Annotated in this window: 15 protein-coding genes; 8 read left to right on the forward strand and 7 right to left on the reverse strand. The window is 64.6% G+C overall.

All coding sequences use genetic code 11. The features are described 5' to 3' along the window. Positions 1-31: 31 nt before the first annotated feature. The 6 genes from AC3WUF_RS00940 to dnaA form a co-directional block, all read right to left on the reverse strand. Positions 32-862, reverse strand: a complete 831-nt coding sequence (locus tag AC3WUF_RS00940; RefSeq protein WP_492421489.1) for an SDR family oxidoreductase — start codon at positions 860-862, stop codon at positions 32-34. 4 nt (positions 863-866) lie between these two features. Next, positions 867-1,727 carry a phytanoyl-CoA dioxygenase family protein gene (locus AC3WUF_RS00945; RefSeq protein ID WP_492421491.1) on the reverse strand — a complete coding sequence of 287 codons (861 nt, stop codon included), beginning with the start codon at positions 1,725-1,727 and terminating at the stop codon, positions 867-869. Positions 1,728-1,805: 78 nt separating this feature from the next. Further along, on the reverse strand, positions 1,806-4,283 hold the full coding sequence (gene gyrB, locus AC3WUF_RS00950; protein ID WP_492421493.1) for a DNA topoisomerase (ATP-hydrolyzing) subunit B: 2,478 nt from the start codon (positions 4,281-4,283) through the stop codon (positions 1,806-1,808). A gap of 105 nt (positions 4,284-4,388) precedes the next feature. Continuing rightward, complete coding sequence (gene recF, locus AC3WUF_RS00955) at positions 4,389-5,462, reverse strand: DNA replication/repair protein RecF (protein WP_492421495.1); 1,074 nt, start codon at positions 5,460-5,462, stop codon at positions 4,389-4,391. A gap of 23 nt (positions 5,463-5,485) precedes the next feature. Next, on the reverse strand, positions 5,486-6,586 hold the full coding sequence (dnaN, locus tag AC3WUF_RS00960; protein ID WP_492421497.1) for a DNA polymerase III subunit beta: 1,101 nt from the start codon (positions 6,584-6,586) through the stop codon (positions 5,486-5,488). Between the two features lie 273 nt (positions 6,587-6,859). Beyond that, positions 6,860-8,209 (reverse strand): chromosomal replication initiator protein DnaA, encoded by a 1,350-nt coding sequence (gene dnaA / locus AC3WUF_RS00965; protein ID WP_492421499.1) that lies wholly within the window; start codon positions 8,207-8,209, stop codon positions 6,860-6,862. Positions 8,210-8,420: 211 nt separating this feature from the next. Between dnaA and rpmH the strand changes: the two genes are divergently transcribed. From rpmH to AC3WUF_RS01005, 8 genes are all read left to right on the forward strand, one after another. Continuing rightward, positions 8,421-8,558: a 50S ribosomal protein L34 gene (rpmH, locus tag AC3WUF_RS00970; protein ID WP_492421501.1), complete on the forward strand. Its 138-nt coding sequence runs from the start codon at positions 8,421-8,423 to the stop codon at positions 8,556-8,558. Between the two features lie 19 nt (positions 8,559-8,577). Then, complete coding sequence (rnpA, locus tag AC3WUF_RS00975; RefSeq protein ID WP_492421503.1) at positions 8,578-8,964, forward strand: ribonuclease P protein component; 387 nt, start codon at positions 8,578-8,580, stop codon at positions 8,962-8,964. Further along, positions 8,913-9,218 (forward strand): membrane protein insertion efficiency factor YidD, encoded by a 306-nt coding sequence (gene yidD / locus AC3WUF_RS00980; RefSeq protein ID WP_492423517.1) that lies wholly within the window; start codon positions 8,913-8,915, stop codon positions 9,216-9,218. Before rnpA ends, yidD begins: the two co-directional genes overlap by 52 nt. 2 nt (positions 9,219-9,220) lie before the next feature. After that, a complete protein-coding gene (gene yidC, locus AC3WUF_RS00985) occupies positions 9,221-10,924 on the forward strand; it encodes a membrane protein insertase YidC (RefSeq protein ID WP_492421505.1) in 1,704 nt (567 codons plus the stop codon). Positions 10,925-10,967: 43 nt separating this feature from the next. Then, positions 10,968-12,317: a tRNA uridine-5-carboxymethylaminomethyl(34) synthesis GTPase MnmE gene (gene mnmE / locus AC3WUF_RS00990; protein ID WP_492421507.1), complete on the forward strand. Its 1,350-nt coding sequence runs from the start codon at positions 10,968-10,970 to the stop codon at positions 12,315-12,317. Between the two features lie 8 nt (positions 12,318-12,325). Next, positions 12,326-12,784 carry a YiiD C-terminal domain-containing protein gene (locus AC3WUF_RS00995; RefSeq protein WP_492421508.1) on the forward strand — a complete coding sequence of 153 codons (459 nt, stop codon included), beginning with the start codon at positions 12,326-12,328 and terminating at the stop codon, positions 12,782-12,784. A 60-nt stretch (positions 12,785-12,844) separates the two neighbouring features. Then, entirely contained in the window at positions 12,845-13,375 is a 531-nt protein-coding gene (locus AC3WUF_RS01000) for an NUDIX domain-containing protein (RefSeq protein ID WP_492421510.1), read from the forward strand. 81 nt (positions 13,376-13,456) lie between these two features. Further along, a complete protein-coding gene (locus AC3WUF_RS01005) occupies positions 13,457-13,771 on the forward strand; it encodes a DMT family transporter (protein ID WP_492421512.1) in 315 nt (104 codons plus the stop codon). Positions 13,772-13,816: 45 nt separating this feature from the next. Here the strand turns inward: AC3WUF_RS01005 and AC3WUF_RS01010 are convergent, their stop codons facing one another. Further along, a complete protein-coding gene (locus AC3WUF_RS01010; protein ID WP_492421514.1) occupies positions 13,817-15,979 on the reverse strand; it encodes a beta-propeller domain-containing protein in 2,163 nt (720 codons plus the stop codon). Positions 15,980-16,045: the final 66 nt, after the last annotated feature.

Genomic DNA, 16,045 nt, shown 5'->3' on the forward strand with positions numbered 1-16,045 from the left:
CTGCACCAACCCGGGCCTGTGGCCCACCGCGCTACAGGTGGTGGAGACCGAAGCGCCGCGACAGGATGCGCTCGCGCAGGCCGGTCGGCAGCCAGCGCGCCAGCAGCGGCAAGGCGGTGCTGCCGCTGCCGATACGGATCACCGCCGCGGGGCGATGCGCCGTGACGGCCTTGATGAGCTGCGCCGCAAAGTCGGCCGTGGACGTCGCGTGCTGCTGGGACGCCCCGGCACGCGCCGCGATGCCTGCGGCCGCGGCGGCGTACAACGACTCGGCGGATCGGTGCTGCAGGCTGCCTTCGGCGCTGTGACCGAACTCGGACTGGATCGCGCCAGGCTGGATCGTGATGACGTCGATGCCGAACGGCTGGAGTTCCATGCGCAAGGCTTCCGACAGCCTATGCACCGCAGCCTTGCTGGCGCAGTACGCGCCCGCGAATGGTGTCGTGAGGATGCCGGAAACGCTGCCCAGGTTGACGATGCGCGGCTGCTTGCTGGCACGCATCAGCGGCAGCAGCGCGCGCGTGATCGCCATCAGGCCGATCACATTGGTTTCGAACTGAGAGCGCAGCGCGGCGCTGTCGAGATCGAGCAGCGGACCCATCTGGCCGTAGCCGGCATTGTTGATCAGTAGATCGATCACCGTGCCTTGCTGCCGCAGTTGCTGCTGCAAGGCGGCGATGCTCTCCGCGCTGCAGACATCGAGCTGCGCGGTCTGAATGCCGGACTGCGCGAGTTCCCCCAGGCTTTCGACCTTGCGTGCGGTCGCGATCACCGTGTCGCCGCGCGCATGGAACTGCTGCGCGAGCACGCGCCCGATGCCGCTGGAACAACCGGTGATGAGAACGACGCGCTGGATCTTCATTGAGCTAGTGATTGTCTGTTGCTGCCTGCGGTAGCGTACGTGCCGGATGCAGGCCGTTGACGTGACCCATGAACGGCGGATGGATGCTGTAACCGAGCAGTGACTGCACGCGTTGCGAATAGCCGGCGGCGATATCGGGCGGCACGGCGAGCGTCATGTTTTCCTGCTGACGGGCCCAGGCGATCGAGTATTGCGGCGTGATGCCCAGGCGCGGCTGCGCGCTGCGATTGCCGCCGCCGCGATGCCACAGGGTACCGAGGCAGACCATCAGCGATCCGCTGGGCATCACGGCCGGCTGCAGATCGGGATGATGTTCTTCAGGCGTCTTGCGGCCGACCTCGTCGAGGATGCCGACCACTGATCTGACGCTGTTCTCGTGCGGCCGCTCGTCGCCCCACAGATGGCTGCGCGGAATGATCTCGGTGGCACCGTTATCGTCAGTGAACGGATCGATCGCCCAGAACGTGCTGAGGCTGTAGGTGGGACGCGGACGCGGCACGGTATAGAAGCCGTCGTCGAAGTGCAGCGCCTGCGGCGTTTCACCGGGATGCAGATTGATCGCGAGGCACGCCGACAGCAGAAAACCGGGCCCCAGCACCGCTTCGCAGAGATCCATCACCAGCGGCTGCGATACGAGCTCGGCAAACAGCGGAGACTTTGCGAGCAGCGCGTAGACCCGCTCGGTCTGAAATCCCTCGAAGTCGTTGCGGCCCAGATGTCTGCTGCGCAGATAAGGAGACAAGGCCTGGCGGATCGCGGAGACCTGGGCCGGCGCCAGCAGCTCGGGGAAAATCAGATAGCCGTCGGCGTTGAGCTTCGCGAGCAAGGCCGCGCGCGGTTCGGACGCCGAAGAATGGGTGAGCATGCGCACGTCCTGCTGTGGCGACGCTCAACGATGCCACACGCCAGCCCGTGAGCAACAGCCACGGGCCAGCGATATCTTTTACAGGTCGAGATTGCCGACCAGCAGCGCGTTCTTCTCGATGAACTCGCGACGCGGTTCCACGTGTTCGCCCATCAGCGTGTTGAAGATCTGATCCGCGGCGACCACGTCGTCGACACCGACCTGGACGAGGATGCGGTTGGCCGGGATCAGCGTCGTCTCGCGCAGCTGCTCCGGGTTCATCTCGCCCAGACCCTTGTAACGCTGGATGTTCAGGCCGCGGCGCGCTTCGCTGAGCAGCCAGGCATAGGCAGCATCGAAATCGCCGACCGTGGCACTGCGTTCACCGCGCTTGATCAGGGTTTCGGCGGAGGTCAGTTCGGCCAGCTGCTGACGCAGCTTCGCGATCCGGCCGTATTCCGGTCCGGCGAAGAAATCACTATTGAAATTAAAGACTTGCTCGTTGCCGTGGACGATGCGGCTGACCTGCAGCAGCGGGCCTTCGGTACCCACCTGGGCCTTGACGACGAACTCGCCGCGCGTGCCGAGACCGTTGAGCTGATCGCGGTAGCGCTGCGACCAGGCGTCCAACGCGGCCGCTTCGTTCGGCACCGGCGCGAGGCGCGCCAGCGTCGCCAGCACGTGATGGTCGTAACGACGCGCCAGACGTTCGACCAGTTCGGCCACCGCGGCGTATTCACGCACGGCACCGATCAGCACGTCGTCCGTGACGGCACCACTCGCCGGCGTCAGCGTCGCGCCATCGAGCGCATTGCCGATCAGCCACTCGTTGAGCTCGTGATCGTCCTTCACATAGGTTTCGTGCTTGCCGGACTTCAGCTTGTACAGCGGCGGCTGCGCGATGTAGATGTGGCCGCGCTCGACCAGCGTGTACATGTGGCGGTAGAAGAACGTCAGCAGCAGCGTGCGGATGTGCGCGCCGTCGACGTCGGCGTCGGTCATGATGATGATGCGGTGATAGCGCAGCTTCTCGGGCTTGAAGTCGTCCTTGCCGATGCCGCAGCCGAGTGCGGTGATCAGCGTGACGACTTCCTGCGAGGACAGCATCTTCTCCAGGCGCGCGCGTTCGACGTTGAGGATCTTGCCCTTCAGCGGCAGGATCGCCTGGAACTGGCGATCGCGGCCCTGCTTGGCCGAGCCGCCTGCGGAGTCACCCTCGACCAGGAACAGTTCGGACTTGGCCGGATCCTTTTCCTGGCAGTCCGCCAGTTTGCCCGGCAGGCCGATACCGTCCATGACGCCCTTGCGGCGGGTCATCTCGCGCGCCTTGCGCGCCGCTTCGCGGGCGACGGCAGCCTCGACGATCTTGCCGCAGATCATGCGTGCTTCGTTCGGCTTTTCGAGCAGAAACTCGGTCAGCTTGGCGGCAACCACTTCCTCGACGGCCGGCCGCGCTTCCGACGACACCAGCTTCATCTTGGTCTGCGACGAGAACTTCGGATCCGGCATCTTCACCGACAGCACGCAGGCCAGGCCTTCGCGCATGTCGTCACCGCTGATGTCGACTTTCGCGCGCTTGGCGAAATCGTGTTCGTCGATGTACTTGTTGATGATGCGCGTCATCGCCGCGCGCAGGCCGGTCAGATGCGTACCGCCGTCGGACTGCGGAATGTTGTTGGTGAAGCACAGCACCTGCTCGCCGTAGCTATCGTTCCACTGCATGGCGACTTCGGCCTGCACCGCGACGCGGCTACCGCCGACATCGATCTCGGCCGTGCCGGTCGCGTGGAACACGGTCGGATGCAGCGTCGACTTGCCGCGGTTGATGTATTCGACGAAGCCCTGCACGCCGCCGGCAAAGGCGAAGTCTTCTTCCTTACCGATGCGCTCGTCGAGCAGGCGGATGCGCACGCCATTGTTGAGGAAGGACAGTTCGCGCAGACGCTTGGCGAGAATTTCGTAGTGGTACTCGATCTTGCCGAAGATCTGCTCGTCCGCGAGGAAGCGCACTTCGGTACCGCGCTTGTCGGTTTCGCCGACGACCCGCAACGGTGAGACCTCGATGCCGTTCTGCACTTCGACCAGACGGTCGACGACGGCGCCGCGCGCAAAATCGAGCTGGTACTTCTTGCCTTCGCGGCGGATCGTCAGACGCAGCGATTCCGACAACGCGTTGACGCAGGACACGCCGACGCCATGCAGACCGCCGGAGACCTTGTAGCTGTTCTGGTTGAACTTGCCGCCGGCATGCAGCACGCACATGACGATCTCGGCGGCACTGCGCTTGGGCTCGTGCTTGTCGTCGAGCTTGATGCCGACCGGAATGCCGCGGCCGTTGTCGGTGACCGAGATCGAGTTGTCGGTGTGGATCGTCACGACGATGTCGTCGCAGTGTCCGGCGAGGGCTTCATCGACGGCATTGTCGACGACCTCGAACACCATGTGATGCAGACCGGTGCCGTCGGATGTATCGCCGATGTACATGCCCGGGCGCTTGCGGACGGCTTCCAAACCTTCGAGCTGCTGGATGCTTGATTCGTCGTATTCGGCAGCGTTGATGTTCTGCTTGATGGTCATCGTCGGCAAGGAGCTCGGTGAATCCGCAATTTTAGCATTTGTACAGCCCTATTCCCCGCTCGCTTTTCAGCGGACATCAGCTTGCCGGCGCTTCTCGGATCGGTTTCAGGGCGTGTGTAGAACACCACGTTCCACGTGGAACGTTGACGCCTCTCCAGCCCGGGCCAGTACCGCCGTCCTTTCGAAAGCCGTCACGAAGACCTGGCCGGGATAGCGTTGCAGGGCTTCCAGCAGGGCCTGCTGATAACGATCGGCCAGTTCGGCCCCGAAGTCGTCGACCAGCAGCAAAGGATGTTCGCCGCTGATCTTGCCGATCTCCTCGCTCTGCGCCAGCAGCATCGCGGCAATCAGCAGCTTCTGCTGACCTCGGCTGATCCTGTGCTTGATCGCATGACTATCGGCCCGGATGCGCAACTCGGCCCGGTGCGGCCCGTATTGGGTCAGCCCCAGCCGACGATCGTTGCTGCGGTTCCTGATCAGGTTGTCCTTCAAGCTGCTGCCCCGCGGCCAGCCGGGTTGAAGATCGAAACTCCAATCGCCCTCGCCAAGCAAGGCCGACACATAGTCGATGCAGCGGTGCTTGATCTGCGCCAAGTGTTGCTCGCGCAAAACCGTCAGTGCCTCACCCGCCTCGGCGAGTTCGGGTTCCCAGGCGGCCAGATCGCGATCTGCGGCCTGATTGCGCAAGGCCTGATTGCGCTGCCTCAAGGCGCGGCGATACCGTCTCCAGATCGGCATGAACTGATGTTCCACGTGGAACACGCCCCAATCTAGGAAGCTGCGCCGGTAGGTCGGCCCATCCTGCAACACCCGATGCATGCCGGGTTCCAGAACCTGCACCGATAACCGCTGCAGCAGCTGCAGACTGTTGGCGGCCTGGTTGTCGATGCGGATGGACGTCTCGCTATTGGTCCAGCCCACGCCGAGCTTGTGCGCCAGCGCGTCGCTCTCGCCGCTGGAGGCTACCCGACCGAACAAGGTCCACAGCTTGCCCTGCACTCCGGCCAGATCCGCCGGGCTGCTGCCGCGAAAGGATTTGGCCCGGCCGAGCGTATAAATCGCCTCGAGCAGGCTGGTCTTGCCCGCCGCATTGGCGCCATAAAAGAAATTGAGCCTGCTGTGGGGCAGCAGGCTCAAGTCTTGAAACAGGCGGAAGTTGTCAGCCTTGAGCTGAAGCAACCGCATCGGATTCCTCGCCGGTACTACAGCCGCATCGGCATGACGACGTACTTGCTGGCCGCATTGTCGGCCGCATGGATCAAGCCGCTGGAATCCGAGTTCTTCAGTTCCATGATGAAGCGCTCGCCATCCAGTGCCGCCAGTGCGTCGAGCAGATAGTTGACGTTGAAACCAATCTCCAGCGCGCCGCCGTCGTAGCTGACTTCCAGATCTTCTTCGGCTTCTTCGTGTTCCGGATTGTGGGTCTGCAGGGTCAGCTTGTTGCCGTCCAGGGTCAGCCGCACGCCGCGGAATTTCTCGTTGGACAGAATCGCCGTACGCGCGAGTGCACGCTTGACCGTCTCGCGATCGCCCTCGACCCGCTTGTTGCCCGACTCCGGCACAACGCGCTCGTAATCCGGGAACCGGCCGTCGATCAGCTTCGAAGTCATGCGCACGGCATCCAGATCGACCTCGATCTGGCCGGCACCGATCTTCACGGTGACCTCTTCCTCGGTCGCTTCCAGCAGACGCTGCAGTTCCAGCACCGCCTTGCGCGGCACGATGACCTGGCTGGTCTCGGTGAAACCCGTGACCGCTTCGGCTTCGCTCATCGCCAGACGATGGCCGTCGGTGGCGACCGAACGGACCCGCTTGGCGGACACTTCGAGCAGCATGCCGTTGAGGTAGTAGCGCACATCCTGCTGCGCCATCGCGAACTGGGTCTTCTCGATCAGCGTCTTCAGCTGCTTGCGCTGCAGCTTCAGCTCGCGGCCTTCGGCGACCCGCCCCATGGCCGGGAATTCCTCGGCACGCAGACAGGCCAGCGAATAACGGCTGCGACCCGATTTCAGCTGAGCCTTGTCGGCGCTGATGTCCAGGCTGATCTCGGCGCCTTCCGGCAGACCGCGACAGATGTCGAACAGCTTGCGGGCCGGCACGGTTGCCCGGCCCGGCGCCAGGTTCTGCACCCGGGCACGCGCCTGCAACTCGATTTCCAGATCGGTACCTGTCACGACGAGTTCGTCGTCGCTCAACTCGAGCAGGAAGTTCGACAGCACCGGCAGCGTCTGGCGGCGTTCGACAACGCCGATCACTGCGGACAAAGCCGACAACAGCTCGTTTCTCCCCACTTGCAGTTTCATGGACTCACCACATTCATGTCTTGATTAATTAGATAAGAACTAACAGCAATAGGGCCGCGTCCCATCTCTTGATAACTCTGACAACTCTATTTAAATCAAACACTAAACATCAAAACTCAGCACTGCTTGCCGCTGAGTTCAGGGCCCCCGGGGCTGTGGATAAACTGCGCATCACTTTTATGCACAACTTATACCCCCGCTGGTCCTGCCCTTAATCCTGTCCTTCACCCACAAGTTCCGCCAACCCCGGCGGATTCAAAAACTGCTGTGCAATCAAATGCCCAGCTGTCTCTGCAGATTCTCATAATCCTCGCGGATTTTGTTGTCCTCGTCGCGCAATTCAACCACCTTGCGGCAGGCGTGCAACACCGTGGTGTGGTCCTTGCCGAAAGCCTCGCCGATCTCCGGCAGGCTGTGCTGGGTCAGTTCCTTGGCCAGTGCCATCGCAATCTGTCGCGGACGCGCCAGCGAGCGCGTGCGCCGCGGCGAGTTCAGATCCGCGACCCGGATGTTGTAGTAGTTGGCAACGGTGCGCTTGATGTTGTCGATCGTCACCATGCGCTCATAGGCCGCGAGCAGATCCTTCAGCGTATTGCGCGCGAACTCGACCGTCAGCGCCTCGCCGCGCAGGCGTGAACTGGCCGTCAGCCGCAGCAGCGCGCCTTCAAGCTCGCGGACGTTCGAGCGCACGCGCTGGGCGACGAACAGTGCGACTTCCTTGGGCAGCACGACCTTGTTGGCCTCGGCCTTGGCGATCAGGATCGCCATCCGCGTTTCGAGATCCGGCGGTTCGACCGCGACCGACAGACCCCAGGCGAAGCGCGACTTCAGGCGTTCGTCGATGCCGTCGACTTCCTTCGGATAGCGGTCCGAGGTCAGCACGATCTGCTTGCGCGCATCGATCAGCGCATTGAAGGTGTGGAAGAACTCTTCCTGCGTGCGTTCCTTGTGGGCGAAGAAATGCACGTCGTCGATCAGCAGTGCATCGACCGAGCGGTAGAGGTTCTTGAACTCGTCGGTCCGGCCATGGCGGATCGCCGCGGTGAAATGGTTCATCCACTGCTCGGCGCCCAGATAGGCAATACGCGCCCGCGGATTGACTGCGACGATCGCATTGCCGACCGCGTGCATCAGGTGGGTCTTGCCGAGGCCCGAACTGCCGTAGATCAGCATCGGGTTATAGGCACCGCCGGGCGTCTCGACGACATGCTGGGCGGCGGCCCGCGCCTGCGAGTTCGCCTTGCCCTCGATGAAGTTGACGAAGGTGTAGTCCGGGTTGAGCTTGCCGGAGACCGGCGCCTGCGGCGGTTCATCGGCGAAACTGGCGGTGGGGGCCGCAACGGCCACAACCGGCGCCGCGACGGGGATCCGGGTTTCGGCGGAACCGACGCCGAGCTCGACAGCCGGCGCGCGATCGCCGCCGATCACGCCGACCGCCCGCTGGATATGGACCAGCAAGTTATCGCGCACGCGCTCAAGCACCAGGCGGTTGGGGGCCAGCAGCAGCAGACGACCGTCGGCCATCACCGGATGCAGCGGCCGCAGCCAGGTGTTGATCTCGCGCTCCGGCAGCTCGGCTTCCAGCCAGCGCACGGACTGCGCCCAGATTTCCTCTTGCACCATGGTTCTATGGGGTGGTTTCAGCGGGTGACGATAAGGCGCAACTTAGGACGCCGGCCGAGCAGTCTAAGACCTCGCGCCCCGGTTATCCACAGGCTCCGATACATTCTTTCAGTCGCCGCTCCGCTGCAGTCATCGCTGCTTACCCCTTGATCACAAAGTAACCTGCCGCTAAACTCCGCGCCCTTTTGCGAAATTTAGACAGCGGTGACTTATGTCGAAGCGTACTTACCAGCCGAAGAAGCTGCGCCGCAAGCGCACCCACGGCTTCCGTGCACGTATGGCTACTGTGGGCGGTCGTCTGGTGCTGTCGCGTCGTCGCGCCAAGGGTCGCAAGCGTCTCGCTGTCTAAGCGGGACGTCTGGTGACCTATGGCGCGCTTTCCGCGGCGCGCCCGCCTGCTGAAGCCGGGCGAGTTTCAAAACGTATTCAAGCGCGGCAAGCGGATCAACGAACGCTGGCTGACGGCGGTGAGCGTCAGCACAGAACTCGGTTATCCGCGCCTGGGTCTGGCGATCGCGAAGAAATCGGTACCGCTGGCCACCGACCGCAATCGCATCAAGCGCAAAATCCGGGATCATTTCCGCCGTCAGCAGGAACAACTGCTGACGATGGACATTGTGCTGTTGGCCCGGCCGGGCTGCGGTAAAGCCCGCGCCGCCGAACTGGATCAAAACCTGGAACGCCTGTGGACCCGCATCGCGGCATCCTCGCCTCCCTTGCCAGCCGCGCCGTCAGTGCCGCCCTCGTCGGCCTGATCCGCGTCTATCAGATCCTGATCAGCCCGATCCTCGGGCCGCGCTGCCGTTTCTACCCGAGCTGCTCGCACTACGCGATCGACGCGCTCCGTCAGCATGGCGGCCTGCGTGGCAGCTGGCTCGCGCTGCGGCGTATCCTGCGCTGCCATCCCCTCAATCCCGGCGGTTACGATCCCGTACCCGCACCGACAGCGGCTGCCCGTCCCCGCGACGGCGCCGCCTGCTGCCACTCTGCTGATCACCGACACGCATAGACATGGAAAACCGTCGCTTCATCCTGATCGCCCTGCTCGGCGTCGTGCTGTTCTTCATGTACCAGGCCTGGCAGAAGGACCACGCGCCGTCGACCGCGATGTCGGCAGCGCCGACCGCTAACACCGCGGCGCTGGACGTCCCGAGTGCCGCCAACGATCAAGCCGATGTACCGAGCGCGGCGGTCACCGCGCCGGCTGCTGCTGCGTCAGGCGACGCCGCGCCGGCCGGCATCAGCGGCCAGCGCATCACGGTCGACACCGATCTGCTGCACGCCGAGATCGCGCTCGACGGCGGTGACCTGCGCCGCGTCGATCTGAAGAACTACGCCGTCTCGAAGGACCAGCCGAATGTGCCGCGCGCGCTGCTCGATGACCGCAACGGCCGCTTCTTTGTCCTGCAGAGCGGTCTGGCCGGCGCCAAGGCGCCGCTGCTGACGCATCGCACCAAGTTCTCGACGGCGCAAGCCGAATACAAGCTGGCCGACGGCAGCGACACGCTCGATGTCGCGCTTGAGTATCAGGACGCCAGCGGTGCCAGCGGACGCAAGATCTATCGCTTCACGCGCGGCAGCTATGGCGTCGAACTGATTCACGAGTTCCACAACGGCAGCAGCGAAGACGTTACCGCCAGCCCCTACGTGCGCTTGGTGCGGACCGCCTTCAATTACGGCGACGAACCGCCGTTCGTTGCGACGTTCACCGGCGTCGGCTTCTACGAGCAGAAAGTCGCCGGCGGCGACGCCTACAAGTTCGTCAAGACCAAGCTCGAGAAGCTCGGCGAAGACGGTTACGAGAAATCGCAAACGGGCGGCTGGATCACGATGCTGCAGCATCATTTCGTCGCCGCAATCCTGCCGACCGCCGGCGAAGCCGCAACGTTCACTGCCAAGCCCGCGGCCGCTGGGCAGGGCTACATGGCGCAGTACGTCGGCGCCGCGCAGAAGCTCGCCGCCGGCCAGGATGGCCGCTTCAGCACCGCGCTGTATCTGGGCCCCAAGCTGCAGGACCGCGTCGCCGGCATCGCGCCCGGCTTCGACCTGACGCTCGACTACGGCATCCTGACGCCGCTCTCCGAGCCGCTGTTCTGGGTGCTCAACAAGATGCACACGCTGACCGGCAACTGGGGCGTGGCGATCATCCTGCTGACGCTGCTGGTCAAGGCCGCGATGTACAAGCTGTCGGAAGCGCAGTACCGCTCGATGGCGAAGATGAAGAAGTTCGCGCCGAAGATCCAGGATCTCAAGGAGCGCTACGGCGACGATCGCGAGCGCATGCAGAAGGCGATGATGGAGCTGTATAAGAAGGAAGGCTTCAATCCGCTCGCCGGTTGCTGGCCGCTGCTCGTGCAGTTCCCGGTCTTCATCGCGCTGTACTGGGTGCTGCTCGAATCCGTCGAACTGCGCCAGGCGCCGTTCATGCTGTGGCTGCAGGACCTGACCTCGCCGGATCCGTTCTACGTGCTGCCGGTGCTGTTCGGCATCTCCATGTTCTTCCAGCAGAAGCTGTCCGGTCAGCAGATCGCCGATCCGATGCAGCAGAAGGTCATGCAGATCATGCCGATCATGCTGACGGCGTTCTTCACCTTCTTCCAGTCCGGCCTTGTGCTGTACTGGTTCGTCAGCAACCTGATCGGCATCGCGCAGCAGTGGGTCATCACCAAGCGTCTGGAAACGGCCGAGGCGACCAAGTCGCTCGCCAAGCGCTGATCCGGTCCCGCGGCTTGCGCGCAACACCGGCAGCGTGAGCCCGATGCAGAACACCGATACGATCGTCGCCGTCGCCACGCCCGCCGGGCGTGGCGCGGTCGGCATCGTGCGGCTGTCCGGGCCGCAGGCGCATCAGATCGCCGCGCGGCTTTGCGGCACGTTGCCGCAAGCCCGACACTCCGCGCTACGCCACTTCCGCGATGCCGATGGCACGGCGATCGATCAGGGCCTGGTGCTGAGCTTCTCCGCACCGCAATCGTTTACCGGCGAAGACGTCGTCGAACTGCAGGGTCATGGCGGCCCGGTCGTGCTGCAGGCACTGGTTGCCGCGGCCTGTGCGCACGGCGCGCGCATTGCGCGGCCCGGCGAATTTTCCGAACGCGCGTTTCTCAACAACCGCCTCGATCTCGCGCAGGCCGAGGCGATTGCCGATCTCATTGATGCCGGCACCCGTGACGCCGCGCGTGCCGCGCTGCGCTCGCTGGACGGTGCGCTGTCGCAGCGCGTGACCGCGCTGGTCGAAGAGCTGACATCGCTGCGCGTCTTCGTCGAAGGCGCGCTGGACTTTTCCGACGAAGACATCGACTGGCTCGCCGACGATGGCTTGCGCGCGCGCGTTGCGGCGCTGTCCGCCCATCTGCGTCTGCTGCTCGGCGAAGCCGGCCGCGGCCGGCGCCTGCGCGATGGCATGACGGTGGCGCTGACCGGCCAGCCGAACGTCGGCAAGTCGACCTTGCTCAATCGCCTCGCCGGCGCCGAAGTCGCGATCGTCACCGAGATCGCCGGTACCACCCGCGACGTGCTGCGCGAAAGCATCGACCTCGACGGCCTGCCGCTGACGCTGGTCGACACCGCGGGCCTGCGCGAATCGAACGACCCGGTCGAGCGCGAAGGCATCCGCCGCGCGCGACTCGCGCTGGAACAGGCGGAAGTCGCGCTGTTCATCGTCGAAGCCGAACACGGCCTGCGCGACGAAGATCGCAAACTGCTCGCGGCGCAACCGGCACAGCTGCCGGTGCTGATCGTCCACAACAAATGCGATCTCGCCGGCGACACGGCGGCGCGTTGGGAAGACAGCGGCCAGGTTCATCTGCGTCTGTCCGCAGCGACCGGCGCGGGCCTAGATCTGCTGATTGCCGAGCTGCGCCAACTCGCCGGCCTGGGCGACAGCACCGAGCGCAGCTTCTCCGCACGCACCCGCCATATCGACGCGCTGCGTCGTACGCTGGCCTTCGTCCATGACGCCGAACGCCGTCTGCTCGAAGGCGCCGACGCCGAGCTCGCCGCCGAAGAGCTGCGCCTCGCCCAGGATGCGCTCGGCGAAATCACCGGTCGCGTCAGCAGCGACGATCTGCTCGGCGAGATCTTCGCGCGCTTCTGCATCGGCAAATGATCCAGTCCATGTCATCGACCATGAATCCGCAGCAGTTCACCGAATTTCTTCATCGCAGTATTCCGCTCACCGCGGCGCTCGGCGCACGCGTGATCGAACTGGGCGATCAGCATGTGCGCCTCACCGCCCCTCTTGCGCCAAACCTCAATCACCACGGCACCGCCTTCGGCGGCAGCCTGGCGACGCTCGGCATCCTTGCCGGCTGGGTGGCTCTGCATTACGGCATGGAGCGCGCCGGTGTGACCGGCAGTCTGGTCGTGCGCCAGACGACGCTCGACTATCTGCAGCCGGTGACCGGCGAACTGCTCGCGGAAAGCCGTCTGCCGGAAGGAACCTGGCCGGAGTTCGTCACGGCCTTGCGCGCGGCGCGGCGCGCCCGCATCGAGGTCTGCAGCGTGCTGCGTTGTGGCGACGCCGACGCAGTGCGGCTACGCGGCAGCTACGTTGCACTGCCCGCATATCCCTGATGCCCCTGCGCCTCGAGCGCATTACACTCGCAGCATCCCTGACCCGTCTGTCTGCCCGCCATGTCCAGTGACTATCGCTACTGCCCGCGCTGCGCCGCGCCGCTGACCGATCGCGAGCAGGGCGGCTTTGCGCGTCGCGCCTGCACGGCGGACAAATGCGGTTTCATTTTCTGGGACAACCCGACGCCGGTCGTCGCAGCGGTCGTCGAACACGAGGGCGAGATCATCCTCGCGCGCAATGCGCTGTGGACGCATCGCTTCTTCGCGCTGATCACCGGCTTTCTCGAACGCAACGAAGACCCGGCCGAAGCGGTCCTGCGCGAAGTCGAAGAGGAAATCGGCCTGCAGGGCCGTGCCGCGAACTTCATCGGCCACTATCGCTTCGATCGCATGAATCAGCTGATCATTGCCTATCACGTCGAAGCCGAGGGCAAGATCCAGCTCGGCGACGAGATTTCCGAAATCATCCGGGTCGCGCCGCAGGAGGCGCGCTATTGGCCGGCGGCCACGGGGCTGGCGCTGCGCGACTGGCTGGCGTCGAAGGGCTATCCGGCCCTGCCGATGGAATTGCCGGAACGCAACAAGCCCTGAGCGGTCAAACCGGCGATCGGGACGACCCGGCCGCCTGCACGACAAACGGGGACGACCCCTCTTGCTGAAGAGGACATCGCAATGAGTTGGGTCTATCTGTTTCTCGCAGGTCTGTTCGAAATCGGCTGGGCGCTGGGCCTCAAGCTCAGCGAGGGTTTCACCAAGCCCTGGGCGAGCGGCTTCACGATCGTCTCGCTGGTCATCAGCATGAGCCTGCTCGGCCTCGCGTTGCGCACGCTGCCGATGGGCACCGCCTATGCGATCTGGACCGGCATCGGTGCGGTCGGCATCGCGATCATCGGCATGATCTGGTTCGGCGATGGCGTCAGTGCCGCGCGCATCGGCTGCATCGCGCTGATCGTCATCGGCATTGTCGGTCTCAAGCTCAGCGCCTGAAGAAGTGCGGCACTGCGCGGCTTTTCGCCGCGCAGTGCCTTGTTCTCACGGCGAATCGGTGGACCAGGCCTGGCTGCCGAAACTGGTTTGCGGTTGCGCGGCGTCGCTGGCAATCACGCCGGCCGACGAGATCGTCAGCAGATAGCGCCCGGCGTCGTCCTGCAGGAACACGCTGCGCAGCGGATCGGCGCTGTACTGATAGAAATAACACTCCGGCACGACGTCAGCGTCGCTGACACCGCCCGGCGGCGGCGCCTGGCAGTGGTCGCTCTGATCGACCAGCGGGCCGTGATCGATGCGGCCGAGTTCAAGCAAGGGCTCGTCGGCAGCAGCGTCGACACGCAGCACGAGGAAGCCGGAGAACGAGGTGCCGCGCTCGTCGTAGGTGCCGCTGTACAGCGGAATCGACAGCGTTCCCGGCAACGCGGCATTCGCGCTGTCGGCGAAGTAGCTGAACGCATGCGGATCGTATTCCGCCGCGCTGTAGCTGTAGCCGTTCGCGACCGAGGGCGAGCTCACCGCGAGCTGGCGAATGTTGCTCATGTCGCTGACATCGAACAGCTGCACCGCGACGCCGCCGCTCAGACCTTCGTCGGTGCCGGCGCGGCCGATCGTCAGCAGCTTGTCGTCGCCGAGCGGCATCAGGTAGCTGGAGAAGCCGGGAATCTTCAGCTCGTCGGTGACGACCGGCGCCGCCGGATTCGACAGATCGATCGCGAACAGCGGATCGACCTGACGGAACGTGACGACATAGCCGCGCGGACCGATGAAGCGGGTGCCCTGGATGACTTCGCCGGGCGCCAGATCAGTCTCGTCGACGCTGCCGAGCATGCTCATGGTGCCGGCGCTCGTCGCATCGAGCACGCTGACGTGGTTGTAGGTCGTGCTGGTTTGATCGCTGTTGCGCCGTTCGGTGCTGCTGACGCGCAGCGCACCCTCATATTCAGACAGCTGGTAGCTGGTATTGACGCTGCCGTCGATCTTGCCGATCGCGCGGTAGGCGGCCGGGCCGTCATCGGACAGCGCCAGGCGATAGATCACGCTTTCTTCGACCTGCTGCGGCGCGAAGAACCAGCCGAGGCTGGACTGCACGAGGTACAGATTGTCGGTAGAGCCGTAGACCAGATAGCTGTTGTTGACGATGCCGCTGAACGCGCTGTTGCCGCCGTCGTTGTCGAAGCTGTCGATGAGGGCCAGACCCATTGCCGTCGTCACTTCCGGATGCGAGATGCCGTCACAGGCCAGCGCCGTCTCGACGACACTGCCATTGGTTTCGGTGACGCGCCGGTGGGGCAGGAAATCTCCGGCCCCGGCGGAAAGGACGCGCTTGCCGATTTCCTCGCGGATCGCGGCGCGCGCTTCGGCGGCGCCGGCGTCGTCGCCATTCGACTGCGCCTGCTGATAGTCGTTGCGCAGCACGGTCAGTGAGTCCGAGCCGTCGTAGAACCAGCCCGGCACCGGTGCGTCGTAACGGCTGACCCGATGGATGCGGCCCTCGGTGCTGCGCACGGTCAGCGGATAGCCGTCGACGCTGATGCTGCGCAGCAGCTGCGGCGCGTTCGGCGTGCCGACGCCGATGATCTTCGCGACCGCGCGTCCGGCATTGCCGTTGTAGGTGCTGCCGAGCACGACGAGACGATCGTTGGCATCGTCGAGCAGCAGGTCACTGGGATAGAAGCTGCTGTCGTTCGCGGCCAGATCGAACGATGTGATCGCGCGCTGCGAAATGCCCGCCGGCGGGTAGCCGTCGAAGATGCGCAGCGTCTGTCCGGTCAGCACATACAGCCGGCCGGCGGCATCCGCCTTGACGATATCCGGCTCGTCGACGCCGGCTTCCTGCGTGTTGGTGTTGGAGACGCGGTCCGGACCGCCGGCCGAATCGCCGCCCGTGCCGCCACCGGTGCTCGCGCCGGGTGCCGGCGTTGCCATCGGCGGCGGCATGCCCTCGGCCGCGTAGATCGGGCAAGGGCCGTCGAAGGCGCAGAAGGTCGGTGTCAGGTACTGCTCGGTCAGCGCGTCGGCGGTGTAGTCCAGATAATCCACACAGTCGGCGTCGAACGTCTGCAGCGCCAGCTTTTCCAGCGGCGTGCGCTTGCTGCCGTCGGGTCCGGGATCGACAACGGGGCCACCGCTGTTGCCATTGCAGGCGCTGAGCAGCACGCCGCCGAACAACGAAAACACAAGGAGCCGCCGGGTCTGCTGGGACATGGCCAATCTACCGCTGGGTCTGGGCACCCAGCATAGCGGCGGCGCGTCCGTCGGCAACGGCCGTTC

The organism is Fontimonas sp. FW305-C-3, from assembly GCF_058783185.1.

Bases quoted from the DNA above. Each gene is read 5' to 3' on its own strand.
- dnaA (WP_492421499.1), bottom strand. From the start codon at position 8,209: ATGGTGCAAGAGGAAATCTGGGCGCAGTCCGTGCGCTGGCTGGAAGCC.
- rpmH (WP_492421501.1), top strand. From the start codon at position 8,421: ATGTCGAAGCGTACTTACCAGCCGAAGAAGCTGCGCCGCAAGCGCACC.
- AC3WUF_RS00940 (WP_492421489.1), bottom strand. From the start codon at position 862: ATGAAGATCCAGCGCGTCGTTCTCATCACCGGTTGTTCCAGCGGCATC.
- AC3WUF_RS00945 (WP_492421491.1), bottom strand. From the start codon at position 1,727: ATGCTCACCCATTCTTCGGCGTCCGAACCGCGCGCGGCCTTGCTCGCG.
- mnmE (WP_492421507.1), top strand. From the start codon at position 10,968: ATGCAGAACACCGATACGATCGTCGCCGTCGCCACGCCCGCCGGGCGT.
- AC3WUF_RS01005 (WP_492421512.1), top strand. From the start codon at position 13,457: ATGAGTTGGGTCTATCTGTTTCTCGCAGGTCTGTTCGAAATCGGCTGG.
- yidC (WP_492421505.1), top strand. From the start codon at position 9,221: ATGGAAAACCGTCGCTTCATCCTGATCGCCCTGCTCGGCGTCGTGCTG.
- rnpA (WP_492421503.1), top strand. From the start codon at position 8,578: ATGGCGCGCTTTCCGCGGCGCGCCCGCCTGCTGAAGCCGGGCGAGTTT.
- AC3WUF_RS01010 (WP_492421514.1), bottom strand. From the start codon at position 15,979: ATGTCCCAGCAGACCCGGCGGCTCCTTGTGTTTTCGTTGTTCGGCGGC.
- gyrB (WP_492421493.1), bottom strand. From the start codon at position 4,283: ATGACCATCAAGCAGAACATCAACGCTGCCGAATACGACGAATCAAGC.
- dnaN (WP_492421497.1), bottom strand. From the start codon at position 6,586: ATGAAACTGCAAGTGGGGAGAAACGAGCTGTTGTCGGCTTTGTCCGCA.
- AC3WUF_RS00995 (WP_492421508.1), top strand. From the start codon at position 12,326: ATGTCATCGACCATGAATCCGCAGCAGTTCACCGAATTTCTTCATCGC.
- AC3WUF_RS01000 (WP_492421510.1), top strand. From the start codon at position 12,845: ATGTCCAGTGACTATCGCTACTGCCCGCGCTGCGCCGCGCCGCTGACC.